The sequence below is a fragment of the Kitasatospora atroaurantiaca genome, assembly GCF_007828955.1.
Lineage (GTDB): Bacteria > Actinomycetota > Actinomycetes > Streptomycetales > Streptomycetaceae > Kitasatospora > Kitasatospora atroaurantiaca.
Window position 1 is genome coordinate 5,958,619 of record NZ_VIVR01000001.1, and the last position, 15,654, is coordinate 5,974,272.

Consider the following 15,654-nt stretch of genomic DNA (forward strand, 5'->3'; position numbering starts at 1 on the left):
AGAAGGTATACGGTGCTCGGTCTCGAACTCGTCGTGGTCCTGGGCATGGCGGTACTGGTGGGCACCCTTGCCGGGAACGACCTGTCCGCCCGCGGGTCAGGTGTCCGGGGTGACGTCGTCGCGAGAGGGTGCGGCACGGAGCTCGACGGGGTCTTCGGAGGGGGCCTCCTCACGGGGGCGGAGAGTGTTGCGCTGCTGTGCAGACTGTCCGGTGGTTCCCTGACCCTGCTGCCCGTCACCGGCCGCCTGGCCGTACGGGGCCTGGCCGTACGGGGCCGGATCGGGCCCTCCCGGCGTCTGGGCCATCGCCGGCCGACCGAGGCCGGTCGGTTCCGTTCCCTGGTGGCCGGCGACGAATCCGGGAGTGCTCCTCGGCGCGGGCTGGGTGCTCCCGTGGTGAGTGGAGAAGGGATGTGGGCCCGCCTGCTGGGCCCGTGGCTGCTGGGGCGAGGTGCCGGTGGGACGGGCTTCTGCCGAGGGCTGGTCCGGCGCGAGCAGACCAGGGGCCCGGCTCGTCCTCGCGCCGCGCGAGGCCGGGGAGCCGGCTGCGTTGGGGAGGTGTGCGCCGCCCGTCGCGGCGCCGATGCCGGCGCGGTCGAACCCGGGGCGGGGTCCGTCGTCCGCGGCCGGGGAGGAGTGTCGCGGGTTGCCTGCGGTCACGTTGCTCACCCCACCCGCGAGCTTGAGCGGGCTGAGCGAGGACAGGGACTTCTTCTCGGTCAGGATGCCGTGCAGCTGCTTGGTGTGCGAGTCCTCGTTCTCGGTGAGGTTGCGGGCCACCTGGTCCATCCGGTCGGCGGTGCCCCGGAACGAGCCGAGCAGCCGCTTGAGCACCTCCATACCGATGCTGGTGGCGATCTGTTCGGCGGCGGCGATCACCAGCTTGCCGAACATGTCTCCGGGTCGGCCCACGTCCAGGCCTTCGACGATCTGCCGGAACGAGTTGCCGTGGGAGTCGATGTCGTCGGCGTGACGCCGGAGTTCGACAGCGCAGGACGCCAACTTCTCCAGGTCCACCCCGAAACCGGGGCTGTTCGAGGGCCCCGACACTCCGGCGGTCAGGTCCTTGACCACGGTCTCCACCAGATCGCCCACCGGCTGGGCCAGCGCCTGCCCGAGCGCGGACACCGCCTCCTCCAGAATGCTGGAGACGATCTGTTTGCCGGCCGCGATGATGGCCGCGGTGCTCCATGGGCCGGTTGCCGAGGCGGCTGCCAACTCGCCTTGAGTCAGCACCAGTTGGGTCAGCGTGGCGCCCTTGCAGCCCTCGATGACCAGCGCCGCCGCGTTGAGCGCGGTCGCGGTGGCCCCGCAGGCATCGACCACCATGCGAGAGTACTTCGAGATGGTGCCCCACAACTCGGCCAGTTTGTCGGCGGAATCGCCGTGATAGGCCTCCCTCAGCGTGGTGAGAGCCTTGTCGGCGGCCATCTGGACGGAGTCGATCGTCGAGGCCAGCTTCCTGAGCTCGTCCGCAAGCCTGACGACCTCGTCCTCGTTCGCCTGCGGCCAGTCCACCCCGAGGATGTTGAGTACGGTGTCGAGTCCCGGTGGTAGCTCCAGTGCCATGCTTCCCCCAAAGCTGTTGTGTAGTCGAGCGCACAGGTGGAACGACGTTCCAGAAACCGCCTCTGAAGCGCGCAGGCTAGAGCGCGCAGTAGGCGCTCACTGCGGCTTTGCCGGAGTCGAGGTCGCCGACTCCCGCGTGCACGTACCGGGTGGTGTCGCCTTGGCGCACCAGGCCGACCACGCCCGGGTACCCGTCCGAGACCCCCTGCTTGGCCCCGGCCTGCAGGATATCCGCCGGGGCCGTGGCTGCTGCGTTCGCCGGGCCCACAGCGGTCAGGGCGGCAAGGCCTATCGCCGCTCCGACGGTGGTCAGGCGCAGGGACTTCATCGGACTCCTCGACGTGCAGATGTTCAGGACACCGCGGTGGTTGACGCGGGCGTGAGGCTGGTCCCGATTCGGGTGGCGATCGGGCGCACGAGCGAGACGTTATCGGCGTGGGTTGGGCATGGCTTGGACAAATTTGACCTCGCGCTACAGGGCGAGGGCCCCCTCCACCCGGCGGGCGGCCGTCATCCGGCCGGGTGTGGTGTCGGCCAGGGCGCGGAACTCGCGGCTGAGATGGGCCTGGTCGTAGAAGCCGCAGGCCGCAGAGATCTCGGCGAGATTCACATCCCCGCGACTGAGCATCCCCATGGCGCGGTGGAAGCGCAGCACGCGGGCGGACGCCTTGGGCGTCAGGCCGACCTGTTCGGTGAACCGGCGGACCAAGTGCCCCTGGCTCCATCCCACTTCGGCGGCAATCCGGGCGACCGGGATGGCCCCGGCCGTGCTGGAGAGCAGTCGCCAGGCGTGGCCGACCTCCGGCGCCGGCTCCGGGCCGCGCCCGAGCCGGGCCAGCAACGCGGCGTCCAGCAGATCGAACCTGGCAGCCCAGTCGCCGGCGGCTGCCAGCCGCTCCACCAGCACCCCGGCCTCGGGCCCCAGGACGTCGCGGAGTTCGACCACATGATTGGTCAACTCGCGCATCGGCACGGCGAACAGGCGGTAGGCGCCCAACGGTGTGAACTCCAGGCGGATCGCCTCCTGCCCACCGGGATGCTCACACAGCGCGGGCCTGTCCTCCAGACCCACGACCAGCGAACCGATCCTCCCGCTGCCCGAGCCCGGTGCCCCCAACCGGCGGACCTGCGTGAACGGTTCCGCCAGGTTGATCACCACGACGGCACGGCCCGTCGGGACCACCAGCACCTGATAGGGCGAGGCCACTGCCTCCCGATAGCCGGCGTAGCTGCGTATGAACGGGCGTAGCCCAGGATGCCAAGGCCTGGTCACCCGCCACACACCACCGACCCGGGCGACTTCGACGCCCCGACCGACCCCCACACTGCTGCTTCCGGCATGTAGTGCCACGAGACGTCCCCCGTCGTCAGGGGAGCCGCCGGGAATGAATCACCCGGCAGCCCCGCCGAAACCTCGTCAGTTGTACGTACCTCAACGGTATCCAAGGAGTGTCGAGGCGCCAGAGGGCGCATGGCGCTGGTGCTCCGTGGACCCCTTGCCGCACGGACTCCGTGTCAGAGCGGTGTGGCTCTCACGGGATGTCCAGGCGTGCCGCGAGTTCCTCCGGGAGGGCATCCCGATTCGCCCGGGTCAGCTGGATGAGTTCGATGTCGGCACGTTGCTTGAGGGCATCGGTGAACGGGTCGTGGTGCGCGTGGACGGTGGCGACGATGTCGACGTCCGCCTCGAACAAGGACCGGACGGTGTCCCGGAACGCGGTGCAGGCCAGTTCCATCCGCCCGAGCTCGTCGATGAGCGTGAGCTGCCGGGGAACCGGCCCCGGTGGCGCCTGCTTCAGCGACGGCACGGCCAGCCGTTCCATGACACCCAGGTCGACGCCGTACCGCCCGACCCGCGGCGGCCCGGGGAAGTCGAGATGGGCGAGAACGGCACGTTGGCCCGCCAGGGTCTCGAGCGCGAAGCCGACGCGCGTTCCGCCCTGCCGGATCTCCTCGGTGGTGAAGCCGGCGAGTGCGCGGGGGCGTAGCAGTGCGGCCAGCCGGCGGACGGCGGTCGTCTTGCCCACGCCGGGCCGCCCCTCGAGCAGGATCCTCGTCGGCATCTCGTGCTCCGCGTCAGCTGGAGAAGTGGTCCCTGTGGCCGGGCTGAAGCAGTTCCTCCATCAGGTTCTCACCGACCGGCCGGTACGGGGTCCGTCAGCGGCGACGGTAGGTGCCGACCCAGTAAAGACTGAAGATCGCGATCACCGCGAATGCCGTAGCCCCCACCACCAGGCCGTGGAACGTCAGCAGGATCTGCAGGCCCAGCAAACCCACCGGGGGTACGCAGCCGAGCAGCACCATCACTGCGACCTGCGCGGACCGGAGCGCCACGGTCTGCTTGAGCTGCTGGACAAGGGTGCCCCGCCCGTCGGCCACCCAGGCCGGGGTGGGCGGCCCGCCGGAGTCGCTGAACGGGTCACCACCGCCGTCGATCGAGCCCCACTGCACGTCGACACCCAGGCGGCGGGAGAGGGCGGCCCGCATACGCGCGTCCCAGACACGGTCGTAGCGGATCGAGAGCACCAGGTACGCGAGAAGCCAGGCGAGGCTCACGCCGACCTGTACGCCGAGGGGGACGTTCATGGTCGCGGAGCCTAGCGAAACTACGGCCTCAGGGGCAGTCCCCTCGGTCGTGGCCGACCTGAGCTTGTACTGGTTCGGAGAGCGCGATCGCGTGCTCGACCACCGCGAGCCGGCCCCCGAGGCTCGGCTTCGGCAGGTCGCCGGGGTCTCCGTACAGCAGCATCCGCACGGCGGCCCACGCCAGATTCACCCCGGTCATGCGCGTCTGATAGATGCCCGCCGCCGGCCTGGCGTTGACCTCCAGGAGCACCGGTCGCCCCTGCCAGTGCCGAAACTGGACGTTGGACAGGTACGCGAGCCGGAAGTGGCCGGTGATCTGCCGCGCGAACTCCGTCACCTCGGGGTCGTCCAGCAGCGTCCGGACTCTCCCGGCCTTCGCCCTGGCAATCGCGCTCACCAGGGTGCCCGTCGCCTCGGACAGGCAGTCGACACTGATCTCCGGCGAATCCAGGTACGGCATCACGATCAGTTCGGGAACGGGATCGCCCCTGTCCAGGGCACGCTGAAGCGCGTCGGCGACCGCGGCGACCGACGCCGTCGGCTGCGGCAGGCGCTCGAAGTCCGAGACCTCCAGCGGGGAGTCGTCCAGGCGTCGGAAGCCGTAGGCGGAGTACTCGCCCGCGGGTTTGACGCACAGAGCGCTGCCCGTCTCCGCAAACTCCTCGACCGCCTTGCGAAGACCGTCGGCATCGGAGACCACCCGCCACGGGGCGAGCGGCACTCGAGTGCGCTCGACCGCCGCGTACATACGGCTCTTGTCGGTCACCGTGCGGAGCGTGTCGGCGGGTGCGCACATGACCTTCGTTCCGATCGCCGCGAACGCCTCCGCGTGGTCGGCGAACGCCACCAGGCGCGAGGACGGCATGACCACGTCGATGCCGTGCCGTCGGCAGAAGTCGATCGCGAAATCGAAGAAGGCCTCGTCCTCGACCGGCTCGAGCTCGACCTCGTCGCAGGCCGTGAGCGCCGGCGCCGCCCGGTCGGGATGGGTGCCGTAGACACGGACACGGGCGTGGTCCGGGTTCTCCCGCAGCATCGGGATCAGGTGCACTCGCGCGGGCCAGATCCTGTTGAACCAGATGCGCACGTCCACCATCGCACCTCGCTTCCGATGCACCGGGATCACCGGCTCGGGAGCCGGTGCCCGTCCTCGTTCGGCGTTCAGTCCGCACGTGCCTGCGAGCCCATCCTGGCACTGTCCTTCGAGCCGCGCCTTCGCCGCCGGCCAGGTCACGATCCTGGTCAGCAGCCGCCGGACGGTGCTGTGGTCGGACTGCCGAGGCCGATGCTGAGGACCTGAGGCACGGCCGGGACCGAGCAGCACCCGCCACCGCTGTCGCCCTCGGGTTACTCCGTGTCTCAGGTCGGCCTTCAGCGGGTGCTGGTCAGACCGGGGTCAGCAGCAGCCGTCCCCGGCGGCCACGTACTCGGCGTTGGCAGCGGGCTCGCAGCAGAACTGCACGTCCGCCGCGCCGTCCGCGGTACCGCAGCACACGCCGTCCGCGGTACCGCAGCACGGTGCCTGCGGCGCGCTCTCCTCGGTGGGAGCGGAAGTGCAACAGGTGGTGGGCGTGCTCTGCTCGGCTGGGGCGGGCGAGGTATCAGGGGTACTCACGGCATTCTCCTCGGTGAAGGGCGCACTGGTCGCAGTCGTCCGGGCGGCACCCGCCGCTGCTGCTTCGACATCTGTCGATACAAGAGAGCTTGCCTCCTGGATCGACAGACGTCAACATAGACACATGTCGAATCTGGAGCTGCGGGAGTTGCCGGTCGTCGAGCCGGAGATCGTGCCGTGCTGCCCGCCGGTCACCTCGGCGGCGCTGTCCGAGGCGGACTCGGTGAAGATGGCGGCGATGTTCAAGGCGCTGGCCGACCCGGTGCGACTGCGGCTCTTCTCGCGGGTCGCCTCGCACGAGGGTGGGGAGGCGTGCGTGTGCGACATCCAGGACGTCGGGGTCTCGCAGCCCACGGTCAGCCACCACCTGAAGAAGCTCCGCGAGGCCGGACTGCTGACCAGCGAGCGGCGCGGCACCTGGGTGTACTACCGGGTCGACCCCGAGGTGCTCGCCACGATGGCGGGCCTCCTCGCCGCGGGCCGCTGAAGACCAGCAGGCGGTGGACGGAGGACCGAGCTGTGCGCAGTGACTTCGGGATGACGCGGATGGCGGCCGGCCACGCCGAGCAGGTACTGGCGATCTACCGGGCCGGGATCGACGAGGGCAACGCCACGTTCGAAACGGCCGTGCCGACGTGGGAGGCGTTCGACGCCGCCAGGCCGGCCGAGCACAGGTTTGTCGCCTTCGACCGGGACGAGCGGGTGCTGGGCTGGGTGGCCGCGAGCAGGGTCTCCGACCGGTGCGCGTACGCCGGCGTGGTCGAGCACTCCGTCTACGTCCACCCCGACGCCCGCGGACGCGGTGTCGCCCGCGCTCTGCTGGAGGCCCTGATCGACTCCACGCAGGCCGCCGGCATCTGGACGATCCAGTCCGGGATCTTCCCGGAGAACACCGCCAGCCTCGCCCTGCACCGGCGGGCGGGCTTCCGCGTCGTCGGTACCCGCGAACGTATCGGCCGCCACCACGGCGTCTGGCGCGACGTCGTACTGGTCGAACGCCGCAGCCCGATCGTCAGCTGACCGGAAGTCGATCAACCCCAGCTGCCCAGGGGGTTATGTCTCCGTCCGGCGGCGGTGGTTGAAGATGAGCGCGACCAGGGCGAGGCCGACGATTCCACCGATGAGCTGCATGCCGATGAAGCCGGGCAGCGAGCCGGGGGCGATGCCGGCGAAGGTGTCGGTGAACGTGCGGCCGATGGAGACGGCCGGGTTGGCGAAGGAGGTGGAGGAGGTGAACCAGTACGCGGCGCCGATGTAGGAGGCGACCGCGACCGGGGCGAAGCGCAGCTGGTCGGTCTTCGCCAGGCCGAAGATCAGCAGTACCAGGCCCGCGGTGGCGACCACCTCGCCGAGCAGCAGGTGTCCGGCCGAGCGGTCGTGCGTCGACCACTTCACCAGCGCCTCGCCGAACATCGCGTCCGCCAGCATCGCGCCGCCGATCGCACCCGCGATCTGCGCCGGGATGTACGCGGCGACCTCCCGCGGGCCGAGGCCCTTGGGGTCCTTTCGGCCGGTCCACCACTCGGCGAGGGTGACGACCGGGTTGAAGTGCGCGCCGGATACCGGGCCGAGCAGCAGGATGAGGACGCCCAGGCCGAAGACGGTGCCCAGGGAGTTGGCGAGCAGCTGCAGGCCGACGTCCTGGCTGAGCTCGGTGGCCTGGATGCCGGATCCGACGACTACCGCGACGAGTGCGGCGGTGCCGACCAGCTCGGCAGCCACCCGGTTCAGCAGGGGGACGGCGGGAGGCTCGATAGCCAGCGGATCGGCCGCGGTGGCGGCAGGTCTCGCCATGTCCACAGTGCTCAACGGGTACTCCTCGTACAGGGGGCGGGGGTCGGCGTGGTTCAGCAGGACCGCTTGCGGTGGGCCGCAGCGGCTTCGCGGGCGGTGGCGGCCAGCCCGGCGAACTCCGCCGCCAGGACCTCGAGGGCCTCGGGGCGGAGGGAGTAGTAGGTGAAGCGTCCGCACGGCTCGGTGTCCACGAGGCCGGCGTCCCGAAGGATCTTCAGGTGGTTGGACAGGTTCGTCTGTCTGGCCCCGGTCTCCTCCACCAGGTGCGTCGTGCACAGCGCCTCGTGGGCGAGGAGCCGGATGATCTGCATCCGGAGGGGGTCGGCCAAGACCTTCAATACATCACTGTCGACTGACGTCACCATGGAGTGATACGTTACCCGCCGTTCGGGCCGCGTGGCGACCCACAACCGAAGGAACCCGATCGATGTCCGCTCCCGCCGCCTCCGTCCTCTTCGTCTGCATCCACAACGCCGGCCGCTCCCAGATGGCCGCAGGCTTCCTGCGCCACCTCGCCGGGGACCGCGTCGAGGTCCGCTCCGCCGGCTCCGTCCCGGGCGATCAGGTCAACCCCTCCGCCGTCGCCGCGATGGCCGAGCTGGGCATCGACATCTCGGACCAGCAGCCGAAGATCCTCACCACCGAGGCCGTTCAGGCGTCCGACTACGTCATCACCATGGGCTGCGGCGATGCCTGCCCGTACTTCCCCGGCAAGACGTACCTGGACTGGAAGCTGGACGACCCGGCGGGCCAGGGCGTCGAGGCCGTCCGGCCGATCCGGGACGAGATCAAGGGTCTGATCGAGGGTCTGATCGCCGAAATCGACGCCGAGCAGCAGCCGGAGAGCTGACACCTTCCTGGCCCAGGACGCCCGGACCGGCGCCCTCGTGCGGGATGTCGTCCCCACGCTGCCCAGAGCGGCCGTCCCCCGGGAACTCGGCGGGCGGCCGGTACGACTGTCTGACCGGAGTCATGGCAGACGTCGCATCCGAAAGGGCAGCCGTACAGATGATGAGTGGTGGCGAGGCTTCTCGGACAGGAGCGCGCGAGGTTGCGGCCGGGACGGCTGCCGCGGGTACGCCGGTGGCGGTGCTGCTGACCTGCGCGATGGCGTTCTCGATGATGCAGCTGTTCCTCGTCGGAGCGCTCGGGCCCCGGCTGGTGGGGGAGTTGGGCGTCTCCCGTACGGAGCTCGGGCTGACCACCACGGCGGGCTTCGGTGTCGCGGCGCTGCTCTCGCCGGTGGCCGGGAGGCTGGTGGACCGGGTGGGGCCGCGGCGGTGCGTGGTGGCGCTGCTGTCGCTCGCCGCCGGCTCGCTCGCCCTGATCGGCGCCGCTCCGGGTGCCGCCGGGCTGCTGGGTGCGGTCGCGTTGGGCGGTCTGCCGCAGGCGCTGGCCAACCCCGCCACCAACAAGGTGATTCTGGCGGCCTTTCCGGCGGAGCGCCGCGGTGCGGTCACCGGGTGGAAGCAGTCGGGCGTGCAGTTCGGCGCGTTCGTGGCCGGGGTGCCGCTGTCGCTGCTGGCGGCGGCCGTCGGCTGGCGGGGTGCGGTGTGGGCGGCGGCCGGTGCTGCTGCCGCTGCTGCGGTGTGGGCGGCCCGGGCCCTGCCGGCCGACGGCACGTCTGCCGCCCGTGGTGGCAGTGCCGGCGCAGCGGCGAGCGGGGCCGTGGGGAGGCTGGCGGTGTTCTCGTTCCTGCTGGGCTGCGGGGTGGCGTCGGTCAACACCTATCTCGCGCTGTTCGGCACCCAGCGGCTCGGCCTGTCGGCGACGGTGGCGGCGGTTCCGGTGGCCGTCCTCGGTCTGGCAGGCATCGCCGGCCGGGTCGGCTGGTCGCGCGCGGCGAACGGGGACGGCCGGGCCGAGGCGCTGCCCTCCCTGCTCGCGCTCGGTGCCGTCGGCGCAGCGCTGCTGCTGGCCGCCGCTGCCCTGCTGCATCCGCTGGTCTGGCCGGCGGCGGTGGCGGTGGGGGTGTTCGCGGTGTCGGCGAACGCCGTGTCGATGGTCCTGGTGATGCGCCGCTCCGCGCCGGGCCGGGCGGGGCAGGACTCGGCGCTCGTCTCGGCGGGCTTCTTCGCCGGATTCGCTGTCGGCCCGCCGCTGTTCGGGCTCGCGGTGTCGGCGGCCGGGTACGGGCCGGGCTGGCTGCTGGTGGCCTGCGAGTTCGCGGGCGCGGCAGCGGTCACGGCATCGTCGGCGGTACGCCGGGCCCGGCCGGTGACCGCGTGAACGCGCCGGGCGTGACCCGCGCGACGTGGGCCGAGCATGCCCTGGCTGCCGTGCTGGAACGGGTCGGGACCACCGCCGAGGAGGTCGGGCCGCGCTTCCCCCTGTACGCGGACCCGGACACCGGGCGGTGGACGACGACCGCGCGTGGGTCGTGGACCGGCGGGTTCTGGGCGGGGCTGCTGTGGCTGCGCGCCTTGGCGTCGGGCGACCGCACCGACCGTACCGCCGCCCGGGAGTGCACCCGCCGCCTGTCCGACTGGGTCGACCAGGACACCGCCACCCGGGGAATGATCCTCTGGTACGGCACCGCGCTCGCCGACGAAGCGGCGGACGAGCTGCGCGAGCGGGCCGCACATGCCTGCCTGGCCGCGTTCGATCCCGGGCTGGGTGTGGTGCCGTGGGGGAGTGCGTTCGGCGGGCCACGGCTGCTGGCCCGGGCCGACGGCGTACCGGGCCTGGTGCCGCTGCTCGCGCGGGCGGGGGACGCAGGTGTGGCGGCGGCCTGCTCGCACCTGACGCGGCATCTGGAGCTGTGCCTCGGCGAGGAGCCGCCCCGCCCGGCCTGGGCGGCCGTGCCCGGTGGCGGGTGGAAGGGCTGCGACGAGCCGACGCCGGGATGGAGCCGGACGGCGGCCTGGCTGCTGCTCGGCGTGGCGGACGGGATGGCCGTCCCGGAGATCGGCCGGTCCGGCGAACTCCGCGAGGCGGCGGGGAGGTTGACCCGTCTGCGGCTTGTCGAGCCCGCTGCGCCGGTGCCGCCGGCCGGTGAGCCGGGCGGGCCGCTCGACACCTCGGCGGCCGCGATCGAGGCGGTGGCCGCGTTGAAGCTGGCGGCTCTCGCGGGTGAGACGGATGGGCTCTCGGCGCGGGCGGAGCTGGTGCTGCACCGGCTCTGCACCCGCCACCTGTCGGCGTCGGGCGGTCCGCGACCGGCCGGGATGCTGTTGGACGGCTGCTACGACGCAGAACGTGATCTGGCGGTCCGCCATGAACTGGTGTGGGGCGACTTCTTCCTGGCCGTCGGACTGGCGATGCTCACGGGCCTGGTCGGACCCTTCGCGGCCTGAGCCCGGTCCCGGTCCCGGTCCCGGGCCAGGCCGCGAGCGTGCTTCAGCGCGCAGGCCGCAGCACCTGTCGGGCGACCGCCGAGATGTGCAGCTCGTCCGGGCCGTCCAGCAGCCTGGCCGCGCGCCCGGCGCGGAACAGCGCGGGCAGCGGGGTGTCGGGGCCGAGCCCGGCGGCGCCGTGGACCTGGATGGCGGCGTCGGTGACCTGCTGGAGCATGCGGGCCGCCGCGACCTTGGCCAGTCCGGTCTCCACCCGCGCGTCCTGTCCGGCCTCCAGGCGGGCCACCGCCTCGTACACAAGCGGCCGCGTGGTGCGGATCGCGAGCAGGGAGTCGAAGACCAGCTGCTGGACGAGCTGGCGGTCGGCGAGCGGGCCCGATGCCTGGGTGCGGGAGCGGGCCCGCTCGCACATCAACTCGTAGGCGCGGCCCGCCTGGCCGAGCCAGCGCAGGCAGCGCAGCACCCGGCCGAGCCGCAGCCGCTCGCCGGCGATCCGCAGGGCCTGGCCCCGTTCGCCCACCAGGTGGTCGGCGGGGACGGTGACGCCGTCGAGTTCGATCTCCCACTGCCCGCCGGCGCCGAGGATCGGAAGCTCGCGTACCACCCGGAAGCCGGGTGCGGAGGTGGGCACCAGCAGGAGTGACAGTCCCTCGGAGTGCGGTGCGTCCCCATCGGTGCGGGCCATGACGGTGACCAGGTCGGCTTCTCCGGCTCCGGTCGTGAACCACTTGCGGCCGTGCAGAGTCCACCGGCCACTGGAGTCGGAGTGGGCGCGGGTGGAGGTCATCGCGGGGTCGGTGCCGGGCGTGTCGGGGTCGGTCATCGCGTAGCAGGTGCGCAGCTCACCGGCCGTGATCCGCTTGAGGTAGCGGTCCCGGACGGCGGCCGAGCCGTGGCGGGCGAGCATTCGTACGTCCAGGATCGGCGCGGAGCCGAGGGCCGAAGGGCCGTGGTCGCCGGCCCCCTCGGCCTCGGCGAGGTGTGCGTACCGGGACAGCGGCAGGCCCTGGCCTCCCAGTTCGACGGGCAGGGGCAGCGCCCACAGCCCGGCGTCCTTGGCCTCGCCCTGGAGCCGCGCCAGCGCTTCGCGGGCATCGGGGCCGCCGGCGTCGAGGACGGGTTCGCACGGGATCACCCGCTCCCTGACGAACTCGGCCACGCTGCCGCGCAGTTCGGCCACCTCGGGCGGACAGTCGGGCAGCCCGCTCCCGGCGAAGGGCGCTTTGTGGTCGTTCATGAGGGTTCCTCCGGATTCATCGGGAACCCGATGAGATGACAATCCGACTAGCTGGCTGTGGAACTGGTCGGCTACGGACGCCGCCGAGTTCCCTCACCGTCCAAGTGACCCGTGCAGCCGCCCCACGGCCGCCCGGAGAGGAGAGCCATGGCCCCGCTTGCCCCCGCCCTGGCGGCCCAGCCGCTCGACGCCGTCGAGCTGCGCGTCTCCGGGCCGCCCGCACTCACCGGCCCCGCCGTGGCACACCTGCGGGCACTCGGTGCAAGGCCGCTGGAGGAGGGGAGCGCTGACGGCCCGGCCCGGTTCGAGGCACTTGGCGGGGTGAGCGCCGAGCTCGCCTGGGCGGACCTCTGCCCGGCGGCGGACGCCGCGGACGAGGCTACCGTCCAGGCCGTGACCGGGATCACGCACGTCCACGGCCGACGGGACGGCGAACCGCGCGGCCTCGCGGTCGACTACGCCGCGACCTGCGCCTCCGTGCTCACCGTGCAGGGCCTGCTCGCCGCGATGATCGGCCAGGCCCGTGGTGGGAGCGCCACGCACGTCTCCACCGGCGCGGACCGGGCTGCGCTGCTGACGATCTCCCAGTACCTGGCGGCGGCGGGCGCGGACGAGGAGGAGGCGGTTCCGCTCGGCCCGGGCGGCCCGCCGTTCACCGCCGCGGACGGCACCCGCTTCGAGCTGGAGGCACTCGATCCCGGTGTGTGGGCCGGGTTCTGGCGAGCCCTCGGAGCGCCGGCGGACGCGGTCCGGGGAGGCTGGCGCCCCTTCCAGTTCCGCTACGCCACGGCCTGCGCCGCGCTGCCCGAGGCCCTGCACACGGCCACCCGCGCCGCCTCCTGGGCCGCGATCGAGCAGGCCGCGGCCGCCGCCCGCGCCGACGTCTGCCGACTCCACTCCCTCGCTGAGCGGGCCGAAGACCCGGCCGCGGGCGATCCCTGGTCCTTCCGGTTGGGCTGCGAGGCCGGAACTCCCCGTTCTGTTATGGGCGTTGGCGCACTTCCGCTCGCCGGGCTGACGGTGCTGGAGGCGGGGCGGCGGATCCAGGCGCCGCTCGCCGCCCACCTGTTGGGCCTGCTCGGCGCGGACGTGATCCGCATCGAGCCGCCGGGCGGCGATCCGCTGCGCGGCATGCCGCCGTGCTGCGACGACATCTCGGCGCGGTGGCTCGCACTCAACCGGGGCAAGCGTGCCGTCCGGATCGACATCAAGTCCCCCGCCGGCCGGCGCGAGCTCCGCGAACTGGCCGCCGACGCCGACGTGTTCCTCCACAACTGGGCCCCGGGCAAGGCCGAGGAGCTCGGCCTGGACGCCGGCGCTCTCTCACTCGCCAACCCCGGCCTGGTGTACGCCTACACCGGCGGCTGGGCCGGACGGCTGCCCGGCGCCCCGATGGGCACCGACTTCATGGTGCAGGCCCGCACCGGGGTGGGCGAGGCCGTACGTCCGGCGGGTGAGCCGGCCGCGCCTTCGCCGATGACCCTGCTCGACGTGCTCGGCGGCCTCCACGGCGCCGAGGCCGTGCTCGCGGCGCTGCTTCTGCGGGAGCGCACCGGCCGTGGCGTGCGGACGGAGTCCTCGCTGCTCGGCGCCGCCGAGACACTCACCGCCCCCGCTCTGCGGCAGGCGGCCGGAGGTGCGGACCCGTGCCGTCCCGCAGGATTCCGCCGTCCGCTGCCCACCGCCGACGGCTGGGTCGCGGCGGCCGACGGCTCGGCCGGCCAGGCCCGGGCCCACGCCGAACGCCTGCGGCAGCTGAGCACCACGGACGCGGTGGCCCTCCTGCGCGAGCAGGGCCTGGCCGCCACCGCCGTCACCACCGACCTGCGGGACCTGCCCGCCGACCCGCGCCTGCGCGGCGCCCTGACCCGCGACGGCCACGGCGCCCTCGCCGTTCCCATGCCCTGGAGGTTCTCGTGACACCCCAGCTCCACGACCTCGTCCCGGCCGCCCTGCGACGGGCCTGGGCGGCCGACGGCAGCTACCCGGACCTCGACCTGTACGCGCTGTTCCGGGCACGCCGCATGGCCGACCCGCACCGCACCGCCGTCATCGATACCAAGGGCAAGCTCTGCTACACCCAACTCGACCGCAAGGCACGAAGTCTGGCCGCCGGTCTGCGTGCGGCCGGGGTGTGCGCGGGAGACGTGGTGGGCGTCCAGCTCCCCAGCAGCCGCGACGCGGTGATCGCCGACCTGGCTCTGGCCGCCCTCGGCGCGATAGCCCTGCCCTTCCCGGTCGGGCGCGGCAGCCGGGAGGCGCTCTCGCTGCTCGGCCGCTCCGGAGCCCGCGCGGTGATTGCCGCCACCGAGCACCGAGGCATCGAGCACGCTCGGGAACTGGCCGTTATGCGGGGCGAGTTGCCGGGTCTGCGGGCGGTGGTCGCGGCAGGGCCCGGAGAGGTGCCGGACGGCTGCCTCTCCCTGGCCGAGCTGCTGCGCACGGACGCCACCGACTTCACCCCGGACCGCCCCGCCCCCGACTCCGCCGCCCGGATCCTGGTCTCCTCCGGCACCGAGGCGGAGCCCAAGATGGTGGCGTACTCGCACAACGCACTCGCCGGTGGGCGAGGCAACTTCCTTGCCTCGCTGCTGCCTTCGGACACGGAACTGCGCTGCCTCTTCCTGGTGCCGCTGGCCTCCGCCTTCGGCAGCAGCGGCACCGCCGTCACGCTCGCCCGCCACGGCGGCACGCTCGTCCTGCTCGACCGGTTCGCTCCCGCCGACGCCCTGGAGGCGATCCGCCGCCACCGGCCGACGCACGTCCTGGGCGTGCCGACCATGGTGCGCATGATGCTCGACCAGCCGGCGGAGCCCCTGCCCGAGCTGACGGCCCTGGTCCTCGGAGGCTCGCCGCTCGACCCGTCGACCCGGGAGGAGGCCGAACGCGTCTTCGGCTGCCCGGTGGTGAACCTCTACGGCTCGGCGGACGGCGTCAACTGCCACACCGGGCTCGAGGCCGAGCCGACCCCGGCCGACGGCCCCGGGATCGCCGTCGGCCGGCCCGATCCCGCAGTCACCGACATCCGCATCGCCACGCCGGGCGGCGAGTTCGGCACGACTCCCGGTGAGATCGGCGAGATCGTGGCGCGCGGCCCGATGACGCCGCTCTGCTACGTCGGGGCACCCGAACTGAACCAGCGGTACCGCACCGCCGACGGCTGGGTGCGCACCGGCGACCTCGGGGTGTTCGACGCCGACGGCGGGCTGTGCGTGGTCGGACGCCTCAAGGACATCGTCATCCGGGGCGGCGCGAACATCAGCCCCGCCGAGGTCGAGGGCGAGCTGTCGTCGCACCCGGACGTCCGGGACGTGCTGTGCACCGGCGTTCCCGACCCGCTGATGGGCGAGCGGCTCGCCGCCTGCGTGGTGCCGAGGGCCGGCCGCACACCCGCTCTCGAAGAGCTGTGCGCGCATCTGGATGCGCGTGGCCTCGAACGGCGCAAGCACCCCGAGCGGCTGCTGCTGGTGGAGGCACTGCCGCTGACCCCGGCGGGCAAGCCGGACCGGGCGGCCCTGCGGCAGCTGGCCGCCGAAGCCGGATGACAGTGCGCTGAA

General features: G+C 72.7%; 17 protein-coding genes. 7 read left to right on the plus strand and 10 right to left on the minus strand.

Going from position 1 to position 15,654, the window contains the following annotated elements:
* Positions 1–96: 96 nt before the first annotated feature.
* From FB465_RS26835 to FB465_RS26865, 7 genes are all read right to left on the minus strand, one after another.
* Positions 97–1,569, minus strand: a complete 1,473-nt coding sequence (locus FB465_RS26835; RefSeq protein WP_145794570.1) for a WXG100-like domain-containing protein — start codon at positions 1,567–1,569, stop codon at positions 97–99.
* Positions 1,570–1,645: 76 nt separating this feature from the next.
* Positions 1,646–1,897, minus strand: a complete 252-nt coding sequence (locus FB465_RS26840) for a hypothetical protein (RefSeq protein ID WP_145794571.1) — start codon at positions 1,895–1,897, stop codon at positions 1,646–1,648.
* A 144-nt stretch (positions 1,898–2,041) separates the two neighbouring features.
* On the minus strand, positions 2,042–2,776 hold the full coding sequence (locus FB465_RS26845; protein WP_246192857.1) for a helix-turn-helix transcriptional regulator: 735 nt from the start codon (positions 2,774–2,776) through the stop codon (positions 2,042–2,044).
* A 325-nt stretch (positions 2,777–3,101) separates the two neighbouring features.
* Positions 3,102–3,632: a nucleoside-triphosphatase gene (locus FB465_RS26850; protein ID WP_145794573.1), complete on the minus strand. Its 531-nt coding sequence runs from the start codon at positions 3,630–3,632 to the stop codon at positions 3,102–3,104.
* A gap of 94 nt (positions 3,633–3,726) precedes the next feature.
* Positions 3,727–4,155 carry a hypothetical protein gene (locus FB465_RS26855; protein ID WP_145794574.1) on the minus strand — a complete coding sequence of 143 codons (429 nt, stop codon included), beginning with the start codon at positions 4,153–4,155 and terminating at the stop codon, positions 3,727–3,729.
* Between the two features lie 28 nt (positions 4,156–4,183).
* Positions 4,184–5,248 (minus strand): ATP-grasp domain-containing protein, encoded by a 1,065-nt coding sequence (locus tag FB465_RS26860; protein WP_246192858.1) that lies wholly within the window; start codon positions 5,246–5,248, stop codon positions 4,184–4,186.
* A gap of 303 nt (positions 5,249–5,551) precedes the next feature.
* The gene (locus FB465_RS26865) at positions 5,552–5,770 is read right to left on the minus strand and encodes a hypothetical protein (RefSeq protein ID WP_145794578.1); all 219 of its coding nucleotides are present in this window, start codon (positions 5,768–5,770) and stop codon (positions 5,552–5,554) included.
* Between the two features lie 124 nt (positions 5,771–5,894).
* Between FB465_RS26865 and FB465_RS26870 the strand changes: the two genes are divergently transcribed.
* Positions 5,895–6,257, plus strand: coding sequence for an ArsR/SmtB family transcription factor (locus tag FB465_RS26870; protein WP_145794580.1), 363 nt, complete (start codon positions 5,895–5,897; stop codon positions 6,255–6,257).
* A 50-nt stretch (positions 6,258–6,307) separates the two neighbouring features.
* Positions 6,308–6,790: a GNAT family N-acetyltransferase gene (locus tag FB465_RS26875; RefSeq protein ID WP_145797617.1), complete on the plus strand. Its 483-nt coding sequence runs from the start codon at positions 6,308–6,310 to the stop codon at positions 6,788–6,790.
* Positions 6,791–6,823: 33 nt separating this feature from the next.
* On the opposite strand, the gene FB465_RS26880 is transcribed toward FB465_RS26875, so the two are convergent.
* Complete coding sequence (locus tag FB465_RS26880; RefSeq protein WP_145797618.1) at positions 6,824–7,564, minus strand: aquaporin; 741 nt, start codon at positions 7,562–7,564, stop codon at positions 6,824–6,826.
* A gap of 53 nt (positions 7,565–7,617) precedes the next feature.
* A complete protein-coding gene (locus FB465_RS26885; RefSeq protein WP_145794581.1) occupies positions 7,618–7,929 on the minus strand; it encodes an ArsR/SmtB family transcription factor in 312 nt (103 codons plus the stop codon).
* Positions 7,930–7,991: 62 nt separating this feature from the next.
* On the opposite strand from FB465_RS26885, the gene FB465_RS26890 reads away from it, so the two are divergent.
* From FB465_RS26890 to FB465_RS26900, 3 genes are all read left to right on the plus strand, one after another.
* Positions 7,992–8,414, plus strand: coding sequence for an arsenate reductase ArsC (locus tag FB465_RS26890; RefSeq protein ID WP_145794583.1), 423 nt, complete (start codon positions 7,992–7,994; stop codon positions 8,412–8,414).
* A gap of 122 nt (positions 8,415–8,536) precedes the next feature.
* On the plus strand, positions 8,537–9,793 hold the full coding sequence (locus FB465_RS26895) for an MFS transporter (protein WP_246192859.1): 1,257 nt from the start codon (positions 8,537–8,539) through the stop codon (positions 9,791–9,793).
* A gap of 11 nt (positions 9,794–9,804) precedes the next feature.
* Complete coding sequence (locus FB465_RS26900) at positions 9,805–10,860, plus strand: sugar ABC transporter permease (RefSeq protein WP_170290696.1); 1,056 nt, start codon at positions 9,805–9,807, stop codon at positions 10,858–10,860.
* Positions 10,861–10,903: 43 nt separating this feature from the next.
* On the opposite strand, the gene FB465_RS26905 is transcribed toward FB465_RS26900, so the two are convergent.
* Positions 10,904–12,097: an acyl-CoA dehydrogenase family protein gene (locus FB465_RS26905; protein WP_145794586.1), complete on the minus strand. Its 1,194-nt coding sequence runs from the start codon at positions 12,095–12,097 to the stop codon at positions 10,904–10,906.
* Positions 12,098–12,244: 147 nt separating this feature from the next.
* On the opposite strand from FB465_RS26905, the gene FB465_RS26910 reads away from it, so the two are divergent.
* A complete protein-coding gene (locus FB465_RS26910) occupies positions 12,245–14,017 on the plus strand; it encodes a CoA transferase (protein ID WP_145794587.1) in 1,773 nt (590 codons plus the stop codon).
* Positions 14,014–15,642: a class I adenylate-forming enzyme family protein gene (locus tag FB465_RS26915; RefSeq protein WP_145794589.1), complete on the plus strand. Its 1,629-nt coding sequence runs from the start codon at positions 14,014–14,016 to the stop codon at positions 15,640–15,642. The genes FB465_RS26910 and FB465_RS26915 overlap by 4 nt, the downstream gene beginning before the upstream one ends.
* Positions 15,643–15,654: the final 12 nt, after the last annotated feature.